General features: G+C 66.1%; 21 protein-coding genes and 1 pseudogene. 17 read left to right on the top strand and 5 right to left on the bottom strand.

Going from position 1 to position 19,787, the window contains the following annotated elements; all coding sequences use genetic code 11:
- Positions 1-17 precede the first annotated feature (17 nt).
- The 8 genes from AC1DEZ_RS16325 (at position 18) to AC1DEZ_RS16290 (ending at position 7,901) form a co-directional block, all read left to right on the top strand.
- Entirely contained in the window at positions 18-680 is a 663-nt protein-coding gene (locus AC1DEZ_RS16325; protein WP_476780000.1) for a class I SAM-dependent methyltransferase, read from the top strand.
- Positions 677-1,927, top strand: coding sequence for a glycosyltransferase (locus AC1DEZ_RS16320; protein ID WP_476779999.1), 1,251 nt, complete (start codon positions 677-679; stop codon positions 1,925-1,927). The genes AC1DEZ_RS16325 and AC1DEZ_RS16320 overlap by 4 nt, the downstream gene beginning before the upstream one ends.
- The gene (locus AC1DEZ_RS16315; RefSeq protein ID WP_476779998.1) at positions 1,924-3,069 is read left to right on the top strand and encodes a glycosyltransferase family protein; all 1,146 of its coding nucleotides are present in this window, start codon (positions 1,924-1,926) and stop codon (positions 3,067-3,069) included. Before AC1DEZ_RS16320 ends, AC1DEZ_RS16315 begins: the two co-directional genes overlap by 4 nt.
- A 169-nt stretch (positions 3,070-3,238) precedes the next feature.
- Positions 3,239-4,222: a cobaltochelatase subunit CobS gene (gene cobS / locus AC1DEZ_RS16310; protein ID WP_441510685.1), complete on the top strand. Its 984-nt coding sequence runs from the start codon at positions 3,239-3,241 to the stop codon at positions 4,220-4,222.
- A 16-nt stretch (positions 4,223-4,238) separates the two neighbouring features.
- Positions 4,239-4,589: a GFA family protein gene (locus tag AC1DEZ_RS16305; protein WP_476779997.1), complete on the top strand. Its 351-nt coding sequence runs from the start codon at positions 4,239-4,241 to the stop codon at positions 4,587-4,589.
- Positions 4,590-4,597: 8 nt separating this feature from the next.
- A complete protein-coding gene (locus AC1DEZ_RS16300; RefSeq protein WP_476779996.1) occupies positions 4,598-5,014 on the top strand; it encodes a GNAT family N-acetyltransferase in 417 nt (138 codons plus the stop codon).
- The gene (gene cobT / locus AC1DEZ_RS16295; protein WP_441510682.1) at positions 5,011-6,903 is read left to right on the top strand and encodes a cobaltochelatase subunit CobT; all 1,893 of its coding nucleotides are present in this window, start codon (positions 5,011-5,013) and stop codon (positions 6,901-6,903) included. The genes AC1DEZ_RS16300 and cobT overlap by 4 nt, the downstream gene beginning before the upstream one ends.
- Complete coding sequence (locus AC1DEZ_RS16290; protein ID WP_476779995.1) at positions 6,903-7,901, top strand: esterase-like activity of phytase family protein; 999 nt, start codon at positions 6,903-6,905, stop codon at positions 7,899-7,901. The genes cobT and AC1DEZ_RS16290 overlap by 1 nt, the downstream gene beginning before the upstream one ends.
- Before the next feature lie 177 nt (positions 7,902-8,078).
- On the opposite strand, the gene rpmB is transcribed toward AC1DEZ_RS16290, so the two are convergent.
- Complete coding sequence (gene rpmB, locus AC1DEZ_RS16285) at positions 8,079-8,366, bottom strand: 50S ribosomal protein L28 (protein ID WP_441510680.1); 288 nt, start codon at positions 8,364-8,366, stop codon at positions 8,079-8,081.
- A gap of 288 nt (positions 8,367-8,654) precedes the next feature.
- On the opposite strand from rpmB, the gene AC1DEZ_RS16280 reads away from it, so the two are divergent.
- Positions 8,655-9,467, top strand: a complete 813-nt coding sequence (locus AC1DEZ_RS16280) for a DUF3108 domain-containing protein (RefSeq protein WP_476779994.1) — start codon at positions 8,655-8,657, stop codon at positions 9,465-9,467.
- Positions 9,468-9,475: 8 nt separating this feature from the next.
- Here AC1DEZ_RS16280 and AC1DEZ_RS16275 read toward each other — a convergent pair whose 3' ends face one another.
- Both AC1DEZ_RS16275 and AC1DEZ_RS16270 read right to left on the bottom strand, forming a co-directional pair.
- Positions 9,476-9,808, bottom strand: a complete 333-nt coding sequence (locus tag AC1DEZ_RS16275) for an NIPSNAP family protein (protein ID WP_476779993.1) — start codon at positions 9,806-9,808, stop codon at positions 9,476-9,478.
- A 2-nt stretch (positions 9,809-9,810) separates the two neighbouring features.
- The gene (locus AC1DEZ_RS16270) at positions 9,811-10,995 is read right to left on the bottom strand and encodes a pyridoxal phosphate-dependent aminotransferase (protein WP_476779992.1); all 1,185 of its coding nucleotides are present in this window, start codon (positions 10,993-10,995) and stop codon (positions 9,811-9,813) included.
- 285 nt (positions 10,996-11,280) lie between these two features.
- Between AC1DEZ_RS16270 and AC1DEZ_RS16265 the strand changes: the two genes are divergently transcribed.
- The 8 genes and pseudogenes from AC1DEZ_RS16265 (at position 11,281) to denD (AC1DEZ_RS16230) (ending at position 18,511) form a co-directional block, all read left to right on the top strand.
- A complete protein-coding gene (locus AC1DEZ_RS16265) occupies positions 11,281-13,113 on the top strand; it encodes an IlvD/Edd family dehydratase (RefSeq protein ID WP_476779991.1) in 1,833 nt (610 codons plus the stop codon).
- Positions 13,114-13,355: 242 nt separating this feature from the next.
- Complete coding sequence (locus AC1DEZ_RS16260) at positions 13,356-14,195, top strand: isocitrate lyase/PEP mutase family protein (RefSeq protein ID WP_476779990.1); 840 nt, start codon at positions 13,356-13,358, stop codon at positions 14,193-14,195.
- A complete protein-coding gene (locus AC1DEZ_RS16255; RefSeq protein ID WP_476779989.1) occupies positions 14,192-14,518 on the top strand; it encodes a hypothetical protein in 327 nt (108 codons plus the stop codon). Before AC1DEZ_RS16260 ends, AC1DEZ_RS16255 begins: the two co-directional genes overlap by 4 nt.
- Positions 14,515-15,171 (top strand): annotated as a pseudogene (locus AC1DEZ_RS16250) (GNAT family N-acetyltransferase); the annotation flags it as partial. The gene AC1DEZ_RS16255 and the pseudogene AC1DEZ_RS16250, both read left to right, overlap by 4 nt.
- Positions 15,169-15,645 (top strand): GNAT family N-acetyltransferase, encoded by a 477-nt coding sequence (locus AC1DEZ_RS16245; RefSeq protein ID WP_476780015.1) that lies wholly within the window; start codon positions 15,169-15,171, stop codon positions 15,643-15,645. The pseudogene AC1DEZ_RS16250 and the gene AC1DEZ_RS16245, both read left to right, overlap by 3 nt.
- 15 nt (positions 15,646-15,660) lie before the next feature.
- Positions 15,661-16,407 carry an SDR family oxidoreductase gene (locus AC1DEZ_RS16240; protein WP_441510673.1) on the top strand — a complete coding sequence of 249 codons (747 nt, stop codon included), beginning with the start codon at positions 15,661-15,663 and terminating at the stop codon, positions 16,405-16,407.
- Between the two features lie 92 nt (positions 16,408-16,499).
- Positions 16,500-17,486: a D-erythronate dehydrogenase gene (gene denD / locus AC1DEZ_RS16235; RefSeq protein ID WP_476779988.1), complete on the top strand. Its 987-nt coding sequence runs from the start codon at positions 16,500-16,502 to the stop codon at positions 17,484-17,486.
- Between the two features lie 41 nt (positions 17,487-17,527).
- Positions 17,528-18,511 carry a D-erythronate dehydrogenase gene (denD, locus tag AC1DEZ_RS16230; RefSeq protein WP_476779987.1) on the top strand — a complete coding sequence of 328 codons (984 nt, stop codon included), beginning with the start codon at positions 17,528-17,530 and terminating at the stop codon, positions 18,509-18,511.
- A 121-nt stretch (positions 18,512-18,632) separates the two neighbouring features.
- Here the strand turns inward: denD (AC1DEZ_RS16230) and AC1DEZ_RS16225 are convergent, their stop codons facing one another.
- Both AC1DEZ_RS16225 and rpmA read right to left on the bottom strand, forming a co-directional pair.
- Positions 18,633-19,325, bottom strand: coding sequence for a GNAT family N-acetyltransferase (locus tag AC1DEZ_RS16225; protein ID WP_476779986.1), 693 nt, complete (start codon positions 19,323-19,325; stop codon positions 18,633-18,635).
- Between the two features lie 155 nt (positions 19,326-19,480).
- On the bottom strand, positions 19,481-19,747 hold the full coding sequence (gene rpmA, locus AC1DEZ_RS16220; protein WP_038363769.1) for a 50S ribosomal protein L27: 267 nt from the start codon (positions 19,745-19,747) through the stop codon (positions 19,481-19,483).
- Positions 19,748-19,787 lie beyond the last annotated feature (40 nt).

The following is a 19,787-nucleotide window of genomic DNA, read 5'->3' as shown; positions in this document are numbered from 1 at the left end:
CCGACAACGACGGAACCATGACGCCTGAACCTCCTTGCGAGGCCTTCCACGACCTGCTGCGCGGCATGGCGGCCTTATCCGGGAACCGCATCGTCGCCGATGTCGCACGCCTCTATGGCAAAGGCGCGCCGCCGGACCTGTCGATCGCCTGCAACCACAAGCAGATCGCCTCCAAGCAGTGGCTCGTCGAGGCGCTGGCCGAGGCCTGCCCGAAGCCGGAAGGCCCGGTCTGGGTGCTCGGCGCATGGTATGGTGTGCTCGGAGCGTTGCTGCTCGACGATCCGAGACTCGCTATCGATGAGGTGGTCAGCCTCGATATCGACCCGACCTGCGCGCCGATCGCGGAGATCCTGAATCACCGCCATGTCGCTTCCGGCCGCTTCCGGGCAGCGACAGCGGACATGATGGCGCTTGATTTCGCGGCTCAGTCACCCAGGCCCGGGCTCGTCGTCAACACAAGCTGCGAGCATCTCGCCGACGTGCCGGGCTGGATCGCGAGTTTGCCGGCCGGCCTGCCGCTCGTGCTGCAATCCAACGACTATTACCGCGAGCCGGATCATCGCAGCTGCGTGGCCTCCCTCGATGCCTTCCGCGAGCAGGCGGGGCTTGCCGAGGTCTGGTTCGCCGGGGCACGGCCGACGAAAAACTATACACGCTTCATGCTGATCGGCCGGCGATGACGACAGGCACGGTGCCGCGTATCGCGGTGGCGATGAAGGGCTATCCGCGGCTGTCGGAGACCTTCATCGCGCAGGAATTGCTCGGGCTGCAACAGCGCGGCCTCGCCTTCGAGATCTGGTCGCTCCGGCATCCGACCGACGGCGCCAAGCACCTGATGCACAACCAGATCATCGCACCGGTGCGCTACCTGCCGGAATATCTGCATGACGAACCGGGGCGGGTGGCGCGCGCAGTGTTCGGCGCGTTGACCCAGCCCGGCTTCCGCAAGCTCCTGGCGCTCTTCCTGCGCGATCTTGCCCGTGACCGGACGCGCAACCGCCTGCGCCGCTTCGGTCAGGCCTGCGTGATGGCGCGAGAACTGCCCGAGGATATCCGGCACCTGCATGTGCATTACCTGCACACGCCGGCTTCGGTCATCCGCTACGCGGCCCTGCTGCGCGGCCTGAGCTGGTCCTTCTCCGCCCATGCCAAGGACATCTGGACGACGCCCGACTGGGAAAAACGGGAGAAGATCGCCGATGCCGCCTGGGGCGTGACCTGCACGCAGGACGGCTTTCGCGAGCTCGGGCGGCTCTCCGACCAGCCCGACAAAGTGGAGCTCGTCTATCACGGGCTCGACCTCACCCGCTTTCCGCCGCCCGCCCCGAGGTCCGGTCGCGACGGCTCGGATGCGGCCGATCCGGTGCGCTTCGTCACCATCGGGCGAGCCGTGGCGAAGAAGGGCTTCGACGATCTGCTGGAATCCCTGGCCCGATTGCCCTGCATATTGCATTGGCGGCTGACCCATATCGGCGGCGGCGAGATGCTGACGACGCTGAAGGAGAAGGCGCGTTCCCTCGGCCTCGATGACAAGGTCGTCTGGGCGGGACCGAAGGCGCAGGACGAGGTCATCGCCGCGCTCAGGGCTGCCGATCTCTTCGTCCTGCCCTCGAAGCAGGCCGGCGACGGCGACCGCGACGGGCTGCCGAACGTCGTGATGGAGGCCGCGAGCCAGGCCCTGCCGATCGTGGCAACCGATTTCGCCGGGATTCCGGAATTCGTTCGGCATGGTGTCGAGGGGCTTCTGGTGCAGCCCGGTGACATCGACGGGCTTGCCGGGGTGCTCGGTGAGCTCGCCTGTTCGCCGCAGCAGCGGGGGCAGCTCGGCTATCGCGCGCTGGCGCGGCTGACCGGCGCCTTCTCGGCGGCTGCCGGACTGGACGGCATCGCTGCGCGGCTACACGCCTCTGCCGAAGAAAAGGCATGAGCGCGACCGTCCTCATCGCGGTGACGCATCTGCTCGGGTCGGGCCATCTGGTGCGTGCGGCCAATCTGGCACGGGCGCTGGCGCGAGAAGGGTTCGCGGTGACTCTGGCGAGCGGCGGCATGCCGTTGTGGCCGATGGAGCAGGAGCCCTTCACCTTCGTGCAGTTGCCGCCGGTCAGAACGGAGGGCATCGATTTCCGCACGCTGCTCGACGAGGCCGGTCGGCCCATCGACCTCGAACGCAAGGCCCAGCGCGTTGCGGCTTTGGAAGGGCTGGCGACAGGTTTGCGGCCCGATGCGGTGATCGTCGAACATTTCCCGTTCGGGCGCCGACAGCTCGCCGCCGAATTTCTCGCCCTGATCGCGGCGGCGCGGGCCGCCAATCCGAGGACCCTCGTGCTCTCCTCGGTCCGGGACGTGCTGGTAAGGCCGCGCCCTGAGCGCATAGCGGAGGCCGAGGGGCGGCTCGCGACGCTGTTCGATGCGGTGCTGGTCCATGGCGATGCGGATTTCCTGCCGCTCGACCGCTCCTGGCCAGTCGATGCGAGGCTGGCGGCCAAGCTGCGCTACACCGGCTACATGGCCGAAGCGCCGGCTGCCGACGCGCCGATCGAGACCGGCGAAGTGCTCGTATCCGGCGGCGGTTCCGCCGCGGCCATTCCGTTGTTCGCACTCGCCATCGCGGCGGCGAAGCTCGGTCCGCAGGAGCGGCGCTGGCGCATCCTAGTCGGGCGTGCGGTCGGCGGGGACGTCTTCGGCCGGCTGCGGGCAGACGCGCCGGCGCATGTCACGGTCGAGCGCGTGCGGCCCGATTTCCCGGCGCTGCTCGCCGGCTGTGCGATCTCGATCAGCCAGGCGGGCTATAACACGGTGCTCGACCTCGTCGCCGCACGGCGCCCCGCCATCGTCGTCCCGTTCGATGCCGGTGGCGAGACGGAGCAGGCCGTCAGAGCCGAAGCGATGGAGCGTGCCGGGCTGGCGCGTTGCCTGCGGATTTCGGGGGAGGGGGCTTTGACACCAGATCGGTTGGCGGCCGCCGTCGCCGCCGGAATCGGCCGAAACCCGCCCGGCATCGCTCTCGCACTCGACGGTGCCCGCAATGCGGTCGCAATGGTGAAACAGCTCCTGGACGAGCGCGTCTGAGCGATCACGAGCCGTGGCCGGCATGCCCTTTGCGAGGGCCAGGGTGCAGCTTTGCGAATTGCCGCTTCCGGTCTTTCGCTCTAATGAGGGATGATCCGCCTCCCTCCTCGGTCGGCTCTGGGCAAACCGGCATGTAGCCGGCCACGGCCCTGCGCCTGGAGACAAGATGATGACGACGACGACCGCGCCCGGATTGCCCGACATGAAGTTGTCGGTTCGGCAGACTTTCGGGATCGATACGGACCTCGAAGTGCCGGCCTATTCGGCAGCCGATCCGCATGTGCCCGATTTCGACCCCGACTACCGTTTCGACCGCGACACCACCATCGCGATCCTCGCCGGCTTCGCGCATAACCGACGCGTCATGATCTCGGGCTATCACGGCACCGGCAAGTCGACCCATATCGAGCAGGTCGCGGCCCGCCTCAACTGGCCCTGCGTCCGCGTCAACCTCGACAGCCACGTCTCGCGCCTCGATCTCGTCGGCAAGGACGCGATCGTGCTCAAGGAAGGCAAGCAGATCACCGAGTTCCAGGACGGCATCCTGCCCTGGGCGCTGCAGAACAACATCGCGCTCGTCTTCGACGAATATGACGCCGGCCGCCCAGACGTGATGTTCGTGATCCAGCGCGTGCTCGAACAGTCCGGCAAGCTGACGCTTCTCGACCAGAAGCGCGTCATCCGCCCTCATCCGGCCTTCCGGCTGTTCGCGACCGCCAACACGGTTGGTCTTGGCGACACTTCGGGCCTCTATCACGGCACGCAGCAGATCAACCAGGGCCAGATGGACCGCTGGTCGATCGTCACCACGCTGAACTACCTGCCGCATGACAACGAGGTCGCGATCGTTCTCGCGAAGTCGAAGCACTATCAGAAGAGCCCGGAGGGCAAGGACATCGTCAACAAGATGGTCCGCGTCGCCGATCTCACCCGCAACGCGTTCATGAACGGCGATCTCTCGACCGTGATGAGCCCGCGCACGGTCATCACCTGGGCGGAGAACGCGGCGATCTTCGGCGATATCGGCTTCGCCTTCCGCGTCACCTTCCTGAACAAGTGCGACGAGATGGAGCGCACGCTGGTGGCCGAGTTCTTCCAGCGCTCCTTCGGCAAGGAACTGCCGGAAAGCGCGGCGAATGTGGTGCTGAGCTAACGAGAGGACACGAGCCATGGCGCAGTACCAGGGAAGCTGTCACTGCGGGCGTGTCGCCTATGAGGTCGAGGCCGATCTCGGGACGACGCTCACCTGCAACTGCTCCTATTGCCAGCGCCGTGGCTCGATCCTCGCGTTCTCGCCCGCCAGCACCTTCACCCTCACCAAGGGTGAGGATGCGCTGACCGAGTACCGTTTCCACACGCAGAAGATCCAGCATCTGTTCTGCGAGACCTGCGGCGTCGAATCCTTTGCCAAGGCGAATGGGCCCGACGGCACGCCGATGGTCGCGGTCAATGTGCGCTGCCTCGCCGGCATCGAGCCGACCGAATTGTCGCCGACGGCCTATGACGGGCGTTCGCGCTAGGAGGGGTTGTGGTCGCGATCACGGTCGAGCCCGAGCAGGACGAGACGCGTGCCGCGGTGCTGCGTGGCCTGAGCGCGCATAACCAGGCGAAGGTCGGCCCCCGGAACGCCAAGCCGCTGGCCATCAGCCTGCGCGACGAGAGCGGCGAGATCGTCGGCGGCCTCGTCGGCGAGCTGAAATGGGAATGGCTCTATGTCGATCTGCTCTGGATCGACGAGGCCCATCGCGGCGCGGGATTGGGCGAGACGCTGGTCGCGCGAGCCGAAGACGAGGCTCGCCAGCACGGCGCCAAGGGTGTCTTTCTCGGGACAATGAGCATCCAGGCGCCGGGCTTCTATCCCAAGCTCGGCTATCGCGAATGCGGCCGGATGGAGAACTATCCGGTGGCGGGTCAATCGCTGCATCACTTCACGAAGGCGCTATGAGCATCTCGAACCGCAAGCCTGGAACGCCGAAGGAAGCCCCGGCCGAGCCGCTGAAGCGGGCGATCTCGGGCGCGATGAAGGCGATCGCGCGCAAGCCGGAGATGGAAATCGTCTTTGCCTCGGACAAGCCGTCGCTGGTCGGCGAGCGGGCGCGACTGCCCGAGCCGCCGCGCAAGCTCAGCGTCGGCGATGTCGCGATCCTTCGCGGCCATGCCGATTCGATGGCGCTACGCCTTGCCTGCCATGACGCCGCGATCCATCGCCGCGCCGCGCCGGAGGGCGATGCTGCCCGCGCCGTCTTCGATGCCGTCGAGCAGGCGCGCGTCGAATCGATCGGCGCGCGGCGGATGTCCGGCATGGCCGGCAACATCACCGCGATGCTGGAGGACCGCTATCATCGCGGCGGGCGTTACGAGGAAATCACCGATCGCGCCGACGCGCCACTCGAGGATGCTCTGGCGCTGATGGTGCGCGAGCGCCTGACGGGCCTGAAGCCGCCGAAGGCGGCCGAAAAGATCGTCGAGCTCTGGCGCGAGCAGATCGAAGCCAAGGCCGGGAGCGATCTCGACAGGCTCTCCAAGACGATCGAGGACCAGCGCGGCTTCGCCCGTACGGTGCGCGACATGCTGGCCTCGCTCGACATGGCCGATCAGACCGCGCAGGGCGACGAGTCCGAGGAGGACGAGGACAACCAGGACCAGTCCTCCGAGGACCAGCAGCAGCAGGAAGGCGAATCCGAGCAGGAGAGCGGCGCGGACCGCTCCGAGGTCGAGGTCAGCGAGGACGCGACCGAGGAGCTGCAGGAGGGCGCCTCCGAGGCGACCGACGCGCCGGCCGGCGACTGGGACGAGGAGGATGACAGCTCCGAATCCGAGGAGGCCGGCGAGGCGCCGCGTCCGCGCGAGAGCCGCGGCAATGAACGCCCCCAGACGGACTACAAGGCCTATACGACCAAGTTCGACGAGATCGTCACGGCCGAGGAGCTTTGCGACGCCGAGGAACTGACGCGCCTGCGCGCCTATCTCGACAAGCAGCTCGCGAATCTGCAGGGCGTCGTCGCACGCCTCGCCAACCGCCTGCAGCGGCGGTTGATGGCACAGCAGAACCGTTCCTGGCAGTTCGATCTGGAGGAAGGCGCGCTCGATCCTGCCCGCCTGCCGCGCATCATCATCGACCCGTTCCAGCCGCTCTCCTTCCGGCGGGAATCGGACGTCAATTTCCGCGACACGGTGGTGACCCTGCTGATCGACAATTCCGGCTCGATGCGCGGACGGCCGATCACGGTCGCCGCTACCTGCGCCGATATCCTCGCTCGCACGCTGGAGCGTTGCGGCGTCAAGGTCGAGCTCCTCGGCTTCACGACGCGCGCCTGGAAGGGCGGGCTGTCGCGCGAGGCCTGGCTGCAGTCGGGCAAGCCAGCCAATCCCGGCCGCCTCAACGACCTCAGGCACATCATCTACAAGGCCGCCGACGCGCCCTGGCGGCGCGCGCGCAAGAATCTCGGCCTGATGATGCGCGAGGGTCTGCTCAAGGAGAACATCGACGGCGAAGCGCTGGATTGGGCGCATAAGCGCCTGCTCGGCCGGCCGGAGCAGCGCAAGATCCTGATGGTGATCTCGGACGGCGCGCCGGTCGACGATTCCACCCTCTCGGTCAATGCCGGCAATTATCTCGAGCGGCATCTGCGCCATATCATCGCCGAGATCGAGAGCCGTTCGCCGGTCGAACTCATCGCCATCGGCATCGGCCACGACGTCACGCGCTACTACCGCCGCGCCGTCACCATCGTCGATGCCGAGGAACTGGGGGGCGTGATGACCGAGAAGCTCGCCGAGCTTTTCGAAGAGGACGGGCCAGCCGCCGGTCCCACGTCGCGCCGCCTGCATTGATGCGCCTGACACGGCGTGCCGCGCTTGCGGGCCTCGGCGGCCTGGTGCTGCCGGGGGTGGCGCAGGCCGCCGAGCAGACTCGCTTTCCAGTCTCGGTTTCAGCCCGGCCGCTCGCGGCCTTCGAACCGCGCAACCCCGAGCGGCGCCGATTCGGCGCGCTCCAGTTCCGCAGCGGCCTCGTGCTGTCGTCCGGGCATCCGCGCTTTGGCGGTTTCTCCGGCATGGCTCGACTCAAAGAAGGACGCGATCTCGTCGCAGTGACCGACCGCGGCTACTGGCTGACGGCGAGAATCGCTTCGCAAGGGGGCAAGCTTACCGGCCTCGCCGATGCCGAGATGGCTGCCATCCTCGGCGCCTCCGGACGGCCGCTTGCGCGTTCGGGGCTCTTCGACACCGAGAGCCTCTGCATCGCCGATGGCGTCGCCCATGTCGGGATCGAACGCCGGCACGAGATCGTGCGTTTCGACTGGGCGGGCGAGGGCGCCGAAGCGCGGGCGCGATCGGTGCCCGTGCCGCCCGAAATCAAACGCCTGCCGCGTAATCGCGGGCTGGAGGCGCTGGGTGTGGTGCCGGTAGGGCCGCTGAAGGGCGCGCTTGTCGCGGTCGCCGAGCGATCGGGCAAGGAGGACGAGCCGACCCTCGGCGCGATTCTCGGCGGTCCCCAGCCGGGGCTGTTCAAGGTCGCCAGGCATGACGGCTATGACATCACCGATCTCGCCTTTCTGCCGTCTGGCGACATGCTGCTGCTCGAGCGCTGGTACCAGCCGCTGCGGGGCGTCGGCATGAGGATGAGGCGAATCGCCGGGCGCGACATCCGGCCGGGCGCGCTGGTGGATGGACCGGGCCTGATCGAGGCCGATCTCGGCTATGAGATCGATAATATGGAAGGGCTGTCCGTCCATCAGGAGAACGGGCGCACAGTGCTGACCCTGATCTCGGACGACAATTTCTCCTTCCTGCAGCGGACGGTGCTGCTGGAATTCGAGCTGCTTTCGTAGAGAGAACGTCATGCTCGGGCTTGACCCGAGCATCTCATGACCAGTGGAACAGGAGCCTCTTCCCGCCCGAGATTCTCGGGTCTCCGCTTCGCCGCGCCCGAGAATGACGGCAGGTGTGGCCCAAACGAAAAAAGCGGCCTTTCGGCCGCTTCGTTCAACCCCGAAAGGGAAGCCCGCTCAGTTGGCGATAAGCTTCTTCTCGAGATCGCGCTTCAGGGTGAGCGCGCCGACCGAGAGGTCGCCGGCCGCAGCCTTGAGCAGGAAGGCGTCGAGGCCGCCGCGATGCTCGACCGAACGCAGGGCGTTGGCCGAAATGCGCAGGCGCACCGAACGGCCGAGCGCGTCCGACTGCAGCGTGACGTTCACGAGGTTCGGGCGGAAGACGGTCTTCGTCTTGCGGTTCGAGTGGCTGACGAGGTGGCCGGTCTGGGTGGCTTTCCCGGTCAGTTCGCAACGGCGGGCCATGGCAATCGTTCCTTACATCCCCAGGTCGCTCAAACAAAAAAACCGACACGCGACGTGCCGGCGAGCACCGGAAGTCAAATTGAAGTCGTGGTTCCATAGCCAAGCTCGCAGGCCTCGTCAAGGAAAACTCCCGCGGCCTGTTCACATCGCCTTCAGCGTTAACGAGGTGTAAAGATCGGCATCGGATGCTTCGTCCGGCCGTCGCTTCGCTGCGATGGGAAACCGGTCACGATTCGGACCGATTCAGAGTGCATGTCGCGCAGGATCGCGCCGTTCCGGAGGCAATGGATGAAATCCGCCGTCGCATCGTCCCTCGCAGCGCTGGTTCTCGCAGCCTGTCTGGCCGAGATGGCCGAGGCGGCCTCGCTCGATGCGCGCTACGACGTCTCCCTTCTCGGCATCACGTTGGGCACCGCGAGCCTCTCCGGCGGTATCGACGGATCGAGCTACAAGCTCGACATGGCCGCGAAGCTGACGGGAATCGTCGGCGGCGTGACCGGCGGCCGCGGCTCCGGCGCGGCGACCGGGGCACTGGTGGGCGGCAAGCTCGCGCCCAGGACCTTCGCCGTCAGCTCCGCCAATTCCAGCGAGAGCCGCACCGTGCGCATGGCGCTCGCCGATAACAGCGTCGCGGGCATCGATATCGAGCCGCCGATCGACGACAAGCCTGACCGCGTGCCGGTCACCGAGGGGCACAAGCGCAACATCGTCGATCCGCTCAGCGCTTTCCTTATGCCGGTCAACGGCAAGGGCAGGGACGGCGCCTGCAACCGCACACTGCCGATCTTCGACGGCGCGGCGCGCTACGACATCAAGCTCAGCAGCGCCGGGACCCGCAACGTCAAGCTCGACGGCTATAGCGGTCCGGTTTCCATTTGCCAGGCGCGCTATGCGCCGATTTCGGGCCACCGGGCGCTCCGGCCCAGCACCAAGTTCATGACCGAGAACAGAGACATCACAGCCTGGCTGGCGCCGGTCGCCGGCACCGATGTGATGGTGCCGGTGCGCATCTCCGTGAAGACGATGATCGGAACGGCGGTGATCGAGGCCTCGAGCTTCAAGGTCGATCCCGGCGTCACCGCGAGCGCGGCGCGGAACTGAGGGGGCTCTCAGGGCGCGCGCTTTACGCCCTGATCATCCTCGAAGACCGGCCGGAAGAATGACCGCTCGTAGCTGATGATGAAGCGGTCCTTTTCGTTCATCGCGAATGCGGCCTGACATTCGGGATCGTCGAAGGAGCGCTTGCGGTAATCCTCATAGGCCGCCAGTGTGGGAAAGCTGAACAAGGCGAGCGCCACGTTGGACACGCCTTCCGACGGCATGAAATAGCCGTGGTGCTTGCCGCCGAACTTCTCGACCAGCCGGATCCAGAGCTTGCCGTAAGCCTCGAAGGCCGGGAGCTGATGGGGATCGATGATATAGCGCAGATAACAGGTTACCATGTTCAGGCTCCGTGCCGGCTCTCGAGGAAAGCGCCCATCCGCTTGAGCGCCTTCTCGATGTTCTCTAGCGAGTTCGCGTAGGAGAGACGGATGTAGCCTTCGCCATGGACGCCGAAATCGGGTCCCCCGATTGTGGCGACGCCGGCTTCCTCCAGCAGGGCCGAGGCGAGCTTCTTCGCCTTCCAGCCGGTCTTGGTGATGTTTGGGAAGGCATAGAAGGCGCCCTTCGGCACGGCGCAGGAGACGCCCGGCAGGCCATTCAGCCCCTTCACCACCGCTTTACGGCGCCGGTCGAACTCGGCGACCATCGTGTGGACGGCGTCCTGCGGGCCGGTGAGCGCCGCCAGACCTGCCCATTGCGCGGGGGCGTTGACGCAGGAATGCGAGTTCACCGCAAGCTTGCGGGCGTTGTCGAGCAGCGGCTTCGGCCAGACCGAGTAGCCCAGGCGCCAGCCCGTCATCGCATAGGTCTTGGACCAGCCATTGAGCAGGATGAGGCGGTCGCGGATCTCGGGATAGCTGAGAAGACAGACATGCTTCTCGCCGTCATAGACCATCTGGTCGTAGATCTCGTCCGACATCACCGCGACGTCCGGGAAATCAGCCAGCCCCGCGACGAGCTTGTCGATCTCGCTCTTCGGCGTCACGCCGCCGGTCGGATTGGCCGGCGAGTTGATGATGAGGAGCCGGGTCTTCGGCGTGATCAGCGCGAGCGTCTCCTCGGCGGAGAAAGCAAAGCCGTTCTCCTCGCGAACCGGCACCGGGATCGGCGTCGCGCCGGTATATTCGATCATCGAGCGATAGATCGGGAAGCCGGGGTCCGGATAAAGAATTTCGGCGCCGGGCTCGCCGAACATCAGGATCGCCATGAACATGGTGACCTTGCCCCCCGGCACGATCATTACGCTCTCGGGAGAGACCTCGACCGCGAAGCGCTTGTGCAGGTCGGCGGCGACGGCCTCGCGCAGCGGCAGGATGCCGTTCGCCGGGGTGTAGCCATGATGGCCGTCGCGGAGTGCCTTCACCGCGGCCTCGACGATGTGCTCGGGCGTGGCGAAGTCCGGCTGGCCGATGCCGAGATTGATGATGTCCTTGCCCTGTCGCTGCAGCTCGGTCGCGCGCGCCAGCACGGCGAAGGCGTTCTCCTCGCCGATGCGGGCGAAGGATGGGACGACGTGAAGGGACATGGCGCGTTTCCTCGGCGGCGCTTTTCGGACGGTCAGATTGGCCGGTTCTGTCAGGGCGTGCCTTCTGACCCGCCTTTTCTTGGCGCCAAACCGGCAGGGCTGGCAAGCGTGTGCCGCGCACCACACGTTGTTGCATACTGCATACAGCATGAATAATTAGTATGACTATCAAGCAGAATGGCCCTTGCCGAGCTACCGGCGATCGGCATGATGGCTTGTCTCAAATCGTTTGAATGAGAGATCGGCAAACGGCCGTCAGCGCCGTGCCGCGCGAGAGGAAACGAGATGGCCAAGGCACCTGGCAAGACCCCCGGCAAGAAGCCGGTTCGGCGCATCAAGCCCGAGCAGCTGCGCTCCAAGGCGTGGTTCGACAATCCCGCGAATGCGGATATGACCGCGCTCTATATCGAGCGCACCATGAATTTCGGCCTGTCGCGCGACGAGTTGCAGTCCGGCCGGCCGATCATCGGCATCGCCCAGACCGGTTCCGACATCGCCCCGTGCAATCGCCACCATATCGAATTGGCGCACCGCGTCCGCGACGGCATCCGCGAGATGGGTGGCGTGCCCTTCGAGTTCCCGATCCACCCGATCCAGGAAACCTGCAAGCGGCCGACCGCCTCGCTCGACCGCAACCTGCAATATCTCAGCCTCGTCGAGATCCTCTACGGCTACCCGCTCGACGGCGTGGTGCTGACGACGGGCTGCGACAAGACGACCCCGGCGCAGATCATGGCGGCCGCGACGGTCGACATCCCAGCGATCGCACTGCCGGGCGGGCCGATGCTGAACGGCTCCTTCCGCGGCGAGCGGACCGGTTCCGGTACGATCGTCTGGAAGGCGCGCCAGATGATGGCGGCGGGCGAGATCGACTATAAGGGCTTCGTCGAACTCGTCGCCTCCTCGGCGCCGTCGGCCGGCCACTGCAACACCATGGGCACGGCTTCGACGATGAACTCGCTGGCGGAAGCGATGGGCATGACGCTGCCCGGCGCCGCCGCGATCCCCGCGCCCTATCGCGACCGCTATGAGATGGCCTATCTGACGGGCAAGCGCATCGTCGAAATGGTCTGGGAAAACCTGATCCCCTCGAAGATCCTGACGCGCGAGGCCTTCGAAAACACCATCGTCATCAATTCGGCGATCGGCGGCTCGACCAATGCGCCTGTTCACGTCAACGCCATCGCCAAGCATATCGGCGTCGAACTCGACAACGAGGATTGGACCAAGATCGGCTACGAGATCCCGCTGCTGGTCAACCTGCAGCCGGCCGGCGAGTATCTCGGCGAGGATTACTATCGCGCCGGCGGCCTGCCGGCCGTGATCGCGGAGCTGGTGGAGAAGGGCAAGCTGAAGCCCGCCATCACCGCCAACGGCAACACCCTGGAAGAGAACTGCAAGGGTGCCTTCTCCATCGCCCGCGAGGTCATCAAGAGCTATGACGAGCCGATGAAGGCCCAGTCCGGCTTCCTCAACCTCTCCGGCAATCTCTTCGATTCCGCGATCATGAAGACCAGCGTGATCACCCCGGAATTCCGCAAGCGCTATCTGGAGAACCCAAAGGACCCGATGGCCTTCGAGGGCCGCGCCATCGTCTTCGACGGGCCGGAGGACTACCACCACCGCATCGACGATCCCGCGCTCGCCATCGACGAGCATTGCATCCTGTTCATCCGCGGCGTCGGCCCGATCGGATATCCCGGCGCGGCCGAGGTGGTGAACATGCGGCCGCCGGATTACCTGATCAAGAAGGGCGTCACCGCGCTCGCTTGCGTCGGCGACGGGCGCCAGTCCGGCACCTCCGGCTCGCCCTCGATCCTCAACGCCTCGCCGGAGGCGGCGACCGGCGGCGGCCTGGCGCTGCTGAAGACCGGCGACAAGGTCCGTATCGACCTCAAGAAACGCAGCGCCAACATCCTGATCTCGGATGAGGAACTGGCTGAGCGCAAGGCGGCGTTCAAGGCGTCGGGCGGCTATAAATATCCGAAGAGCCAGACCCCCTGGCAGGAGATCCAACGCAAGATCGTTGGCGAGCTCTCCGAGGGCATGGTCCTCAAGCCGGCCGTCAAGTACCAGAAGATCCACAAGAAGTTCGGCATTCCGCGCGACAACCACTGAGCGCGGCGCTCCCTGGCGCGTCATGCTCGGGCCTGTCCCGCGCATCTCGTGCCGAAGAATGCGCCTCTTCCGGCGAGAGATTCTCGGGTCGGCCCTTCGTGCCGCCCGAGAATGACGGCTGCGGCGGCATTCGCCATGCGCAACGGCGCCCGTCCGCCGATGCGCGGCTTCGGGGCTGACAAATGCGTGCGCGCTGGACACTATGCGACCCTCGCATCGGTCTCCATTTGAAACGATTTAAAATGGCACATAGCCCGCAAGTCGAAGCCTTCCGCAAGCTGCACGAGGCTGAGTGCTTCGTGATGCCCAATCCCTGGGATCTCGGTTCGGCGCGCTGGCTGCGCGGACAGGGCTTCAAGGCGCTGGCGACGACGAGCGCCGGCTTCGCCTTCACGCAGGCGCGTGCCGACCAAGACGTACCGCGGGACATGATGCTCGCCCACATCGCCGAGATGGTGAAGGCTGTGCCGGATCTGCCAGTCAATGCCGATTTCGAGAACGGCTATGCCGATACGCCGGACGGCGTCGCCGCCAACGTCAAGCTCTGCGTCGCGACCGGCGTCGCCGGCCTCTCGATCGAGGATGCAACCGGGCGCACGGACGATCCTCTCTATGCCTTCGAGCTTGCGGTCGAGCGGGTCAAGGCCGCGCGCAAGGCAATCGACGACACCGGCTCCGGCGTCGTGCTGACGGCCCGCGCCGAATGCTTCCTGACCGGTCATTCGGAGCCGCTGAAGGAAGCGGTGCGCCGGATCGAAGCCTATGCGGCGGCAGGCGCCGACGTGCTCTATGCCCCCGGGCCGAAGACCGCGGCCGATATCGCCACCATCGTCTCCGCGGCCGGGGGAAAGCCGGTGAACGCGCTGGTCTATGGCGATTTCGGGCTCTCTGTCGCGGATATCGCGGCGGTTGGCGTGCGGCGCATCTCGATCGGCGCCGCCTTGGCAAGGGCAGCATGGGCCGCCTTCATCGAGACGACGCGGCTGATCGCGGAGGAGGGGAGTTTCAAGGGCTTTGCCGGCAACGGCGCTTCGGTGCCGCTCAATCCGTTTTTCACCAAGGATCTCGGGGAGCGCTCATGAGCGGCACGCTCCTGATCGCACCGGAATGGCTCGGGCGTAGCGGGCTCTGGCAGGTCGACGCCAAGGGCAAGCGCAAGGCCGTTGATGCCGAGGATCTCGGCCTGTCCGAGGCGATCGGAGATCGGCTCGAAGCCTGGATGGATGCGTTCGACGCGATCTATGACGAGGATGATCCGGTAGCGTCCGACTTCGCCGATCAGGTCGAGCGCATGGCCTGGGAGGCCGAGGGGCATGCGCTCGCCCATGCCATTGCGGAAGAGCTCGGCTCGGGCTGGAGCGTTCAGCAGGATTTCACGAGCTGGCGGGGGAAGGGACTGTCATGACACTCGACTGGAAGGCGCCGCCATTCCCGCCGGCCAAGGTTCTGGACGGGCAATATTGCCGGCTCGAGCCGCTCGATGTCAGCCGCCATCTCGATGGCATCTGGGCTGCCAATGCCGGGCATGACAGCGTCTGGGACTGGTTGCCCGCCACCCCGCCGAAGAGCAAGGACGAATACCGCGCCTTGCTGGATTCGATGGTGGCGAAGGCGGGCATCGTCCCGCTCGCCGTGATCGACAAGGCCGACGGCAAGGCCAAGGGCCATCTCTGGATCATGGAGATCCGGCCCGAGCATGGCGTGTTCGAGGTCGGCTGGATCACCTATTCCCCGGCGCTGCAGCGCACGCGAACGGCGACGGAAGCCATCTATCTCGTCGGCGACTACGGCTTCTCGCTCGGCTATCGCCGCTACGAGTGGAAGTGCAACAACCTCAACGAGCCCTCCAAGCGCGCCGCCCTGCGCTTCGGCTTCCAGTATGAGGGGCTGTTCCGCCAGCACATGGTGGTGAAGGGCGAGAACCGCGACACCGCCTGGTTCTCGATCCTCGATAGCGAGTGGCCGGTGCGCGCTCAGGCCTTCCGTCGCTGGCTGGCGCCGGAGAATTTTGACGGACAGGGCAACCAGAAGCGTTCGCTCGGCGCCTTCAACCAGATCGCCGCACAGGCGGGGGCTGCCGCACTGCGCCGCGCGGGCTATGCCGACATTCCGGCCATCCTCGCCCTCAAGAACGCGGCGTATACTCCAAACGAGAGCATCATCGGCGTTCCCTCGCTGCCGCGCATCGCCGATTACCGGCAGGTCGTCTCCGAGCATGAGGTCTGGCTGGTGGATGGCGAGAATGGCCTCGAGGCCGCCATCGTTCTCGAGGTCGAGCCGCAGGACTTCACGGTCTGGAGCATCGCGGTCGCGCCGGAGGCCGGGGGCCGCAAGCTGGGCGCAGCGCTGATGGCCTTCGCTGACGAGCGGGCGCGGGCGCTCGGCTACGGCTCCGTCCACCTCTACACCCACGCCAAACTGGCCCAGCGCATCGGCTGGTACGAGCGCCTCGGCTTCGCCATCACGCATCATGAGGACATGGCCGACCGGCGGCTGACCCATATGCGCAAGACTATTGCAAAAGCCGGCTAATAAAAGGAAGCGAGCATGGCAGGACGTTTGAAGGGCAAGGTAGCGGTCGTCACCGCCGCGGGGCAGGGGATCGGCCGGGCCATCGCGGAGGCTTTCGTGGCTGAGGGAGCCACCGTCTGGGCGACCGACAAGGATGTCGGCCTGCTCGAAGGCATTCCCAAGGCGAAGAAGCGCAAGCTCGACGTGCTCTCGACCAAGGCGGTCAACGCCTTCGCCGAGAAGGTCGGCCCGATCGACGTTCTCGTGAACGCCGCCGGCTTCGTCCATCACGGCACGGTGCTGAACACCGACGACAAGGCCTGGGACTTCTCCTTCGACCTCAACGTCAAGGCGATGCACCGGACGATCCAGGCGTTCCTGCCGGGCATGCTGGAGAAGCACAACGGCTCGATCATCAACATTGCCTCGGGCGCCGGCTCGGTGCGCGGCATCCCCAATCGCTACGCCTATGGCGCGACCAAGGCGGCGGTGATCGGCCTGACCAAGGCCGTCGCAGCCGACTACATCAAGAAGGGCGTCCGCGCCAACGCGATCTGCCCGGGCACGATCCAGTCGCCCTCGCTCGACCAGCGCATCAAGGACCTCGCTGCTTCCACCGGGACGACCGAGGCCGCCGCCCGGCAGGCTTTCATCGATCGCCAGCCGATGGCCCGCCTCGGCACGGCCGAGGAGATCGCCTGGCTCGCGGTTTATCTCGCCGCCGACGAGTCGAGCTACACCACCGGCCAGATCCATCTGGCGGATGGCGGCTTCGCGCTCTGAGCGCGACTGCGGATGGCGGGCGGTCTTCCGTCCGCCATCGTTCAAGGGCGCGACAAGAAGCGCCCCGGCACGAGAACGGGTAGGGAGCGCCCATGCATGTTCTGATCACGGGGGCGGCCGGCATGGTCGGCCGGAAACTGGCGGAACGTCTGGCGCGCGAGGGAAGTTGCGCCGGCAAGGCGATCAGCAAGCTCACTCTGACAGATGTCGTGCCCGCTTCCTTGCCGCCCGAGCTCGCAGACCGGGCTGCGATCCGCGTTGAGGATTCCGGCGACGCTGCCGTGGCGAAGGAACTCGCCGCCCTGCGGCCGGACCTGATCTTCCATCTTGCCGCGATCATCTCCGGCGAGGCCGAGCGCGATTTCGACAAGGGCTACCGCGTCAATCTCGACGGCATGCGCAATCTGCTGGAAGCGATCCGGCACGAGGGCGGCGCGGCTTACGTGCCGAAGCTCGTCTTCACCAGCTCGAGCGGCATCTTCGGCGCGCCGTTCCCCTCCGTAATCTCCGATGAGTTCCATGTCACGCCGCTGACCAGCTACGGCACGCAGAAGGCCATCGGGGAATTGCTGCTGGCCGACTACACGCGGCGCGGCTTCGTCGAGGGGGTCGGCATCCGCTTCCCCTCGATCGTGGTCCGGCCGGGCAAGCCGAACGCCTCGGCTGGCGGCTTCTTCTCAGCTATCATCCGCGAGCCATTGCAGGGGCAGGAGGCGCTGCTGCCGGTCGGCGACGAAGTGCTCTTCACCCATGCCAGCCCGCGCGCGGCCGTCGGCTTCCTGATCCATGCTTCCGGGCTCTCGCGCGAGCAACTCGGCCCGCGCGTCAACCTGACCATGCCGGGCGTTTGCGTTACGGTCGGCGAGCAGATCGAGGCGCTCAGGCGCGTTGCCGGCGACCGGGCGGTCAAGCTGATCAGGCGCGCGCCCGATCCTGCCTCTTCCGCCATCATCGCCGGCTGGCCGACGCGGTTCGACGCCAAGCGCGCGCTGGCGCTGGGCTTCAAGGCTGAACGCGATTTCGACGAGATCATCCGCGTCCATATCGAGGACGATCTCGACGGCCATCTTCCGAACTGACCGACGCCAACCAATCAGACCCAACCTTCAGGACAGATTCGATGCATATTCTCGTTCTCGGCGGCGCCGGCATGGTCGGACGCAAGTTCATCGAGCGGCTGGCGCGCGACGGCGCGCTCGGCGGCAAGCCGGTGACCCGCGTGACCGCGCAGGATGTCGTCGTCGCCTCACCCCCGCCGGCCGCTCCCTTCGATTTCGAGGCGGTGATCTCCGATCTTTCGATCGAGGGCGAGGCGGAGAGCCTGATCGCGACGCGGCCCGAATTGATCGTCCATCTCGCGGCCATCGTCTCCGGCGAGGCCGAAGCCGATTTCGACAAGGGCTACCGGATCAATCTCGACGGTACGCGCCATCTCTTCGAGGCGATCCGCAAGGCCGGCGGCGGCTACAAGCCGCGCTTGGTCTTCACCTCCTCGATCGCGGTGTTCGGTGCGCCGTTCCACGACAAGATCGAGGACGAGTTCTTCACCACGCCGCTGACCAGCTACGGCACGCAGAAGGCGATCGGCGAGCTCCTGCTCAGCGACTATTCGCGGCGCGGCTTCTTCGATGGCGTCGGTATCCGCTTGCCGACGATCTGCGTGCGCCCCGGCAAGCCCAACAAGGCAGCCTCGGGCTTCTTCTCCAACATCATCCGCGAGCCGCTGAACGGCGAGGAGGCGGTGCTGCCGGTYTCSGATCAGGTSCGSCACTGGCATGCCTCGCCGCGTTCGGCKGTCGGCTTCCTCATCCATGCCGCGACGATGGACACGGCTGCGATCGGCCCGCGCCGGGTGCTGACGATGCCGGGCTATTCCTGCACGGTCGCCGAGCAGATCGAAGCGCTGCGCAAGGTCGCCGGCGATAATGTCGCAGCCCGGATCAAGCGCGTGCCCGATCCGGTGATCGATGGGATCGTCGCGGGCTGGCCGCGCGATTTCAATCCGCAGCGTTCGCTGGCGCTCGGCTTCAAAAGCGAGTCGAGCTTCGAGGAGATCATCCGCGTGCATATCGAAGACGAATTGCACGGCACTTTCGTCAAGTAGCGCGACGTCGCGGCACCGTCATGGTCGGGCTTGTCCCGACCATCCACGTCTTCTTTGCTCCAGGGCTGCGTTCAAGACGTGGATGCTCGCCACAAGGGCGAGCATGACGGCTGTGTGGTCTTCAAGCCGGGCAAGGCTCGGCCTGTTCCTGCTGGCGGCGCGGGGGCATGCCGAGCGTCGGCGCGTGCGCCCGCTCCTCGCCAGTTTCCCGCTCCGGCGCATGCGCCCAGCCGCTGGCACCCCAGCTCTTSAGCGCSGCCCAGGTCGAGCGGTCGAGCCGGWACTGCTCRCAGGGGAACAGCCCGCCGCGCGCCGGCAGCGACTTCAGGAASGAGCCYTCMKGCCGGAAGCCGGACTTCTCCAGCACTCGCCGCGAGGCCGGGTTGATGACGCGGGTATCGGCCTCGATCGCCGGCAGGTCGACCAGCGAGAACAAGGTGTCGATCAGCGCCTGCACCGCTTCGGTGGCGTAGCCCTTGCTCCAGTGCGGCGTGCCGAGCCAGTAGCCGATGAAAGGCACGCCCGAAGCCTGCTTGTGCGCACCGATCATGCCGATGACCTCGTTCGGCTTCGAACGTGGCGTGATCGCCAGCACCAGATGCTCGCCCAGCGCATTGCCCTTGCGCATGGCGAAGATGAATGGCTCGACCGCCTCGGGCGGGTAGGGGTGTGGGATCGACGCCGTCATCTCCGCCACCGCTTTCTCGCCGGCCTGGCGAAGGATGGCATTGGCATCGGCCATGCGGGGCCAACGCAGCCAGAGACGCCGGGTCTCGAGCCGGAAGACATCGTCGCGGGTCAGTTCGGGGAACATTGTGTCTCTCCGTCGGCGCAAACGAAAAAAGGGAGCTGGGACTTTGGTCCCATCTCCCCTTCGCTGACCTTCGGGAGACCCTCTTCGGGCCATTTACCCCTTGATCCGTTCGGTTCGATGGAACCGGCGGATCGAGAGATTTCCCTATCCGCCTTTTACTCTGCGGCCTCTTGGGCCGGGACTACGTTCACGAAAGCTCGGCCGAGTTTCGTCGTGAATCGGACGCGGCCATTCGTCGTCGCAAAGAGGGTATGGTCTTTGCCCATGCCGACATTGGCGCCGGCATGCCACTTCGTGCCGCGCTGACGAATAATGATGTTGCCGGCAACGACGGCCTGATCGCCGAAGCGCTTCACGCCGAGTCGCTTGCTCTCTGAATCGCGGCCGTTACGCGACGAGCCGCCTGCCTTTTTGTGAGCCATAACGCCCTACCTCAAAACTTGTCGTGTCTCTCTAACCCGA

Source organism: Allobosea sp. 10L422 (assembly GCF_056395345.1).
The sequence above is the reverse complement of the archived record's forward strand: the minus strand, read 5'-3'. Positions and strand labels throughout refer to the sequence as shown.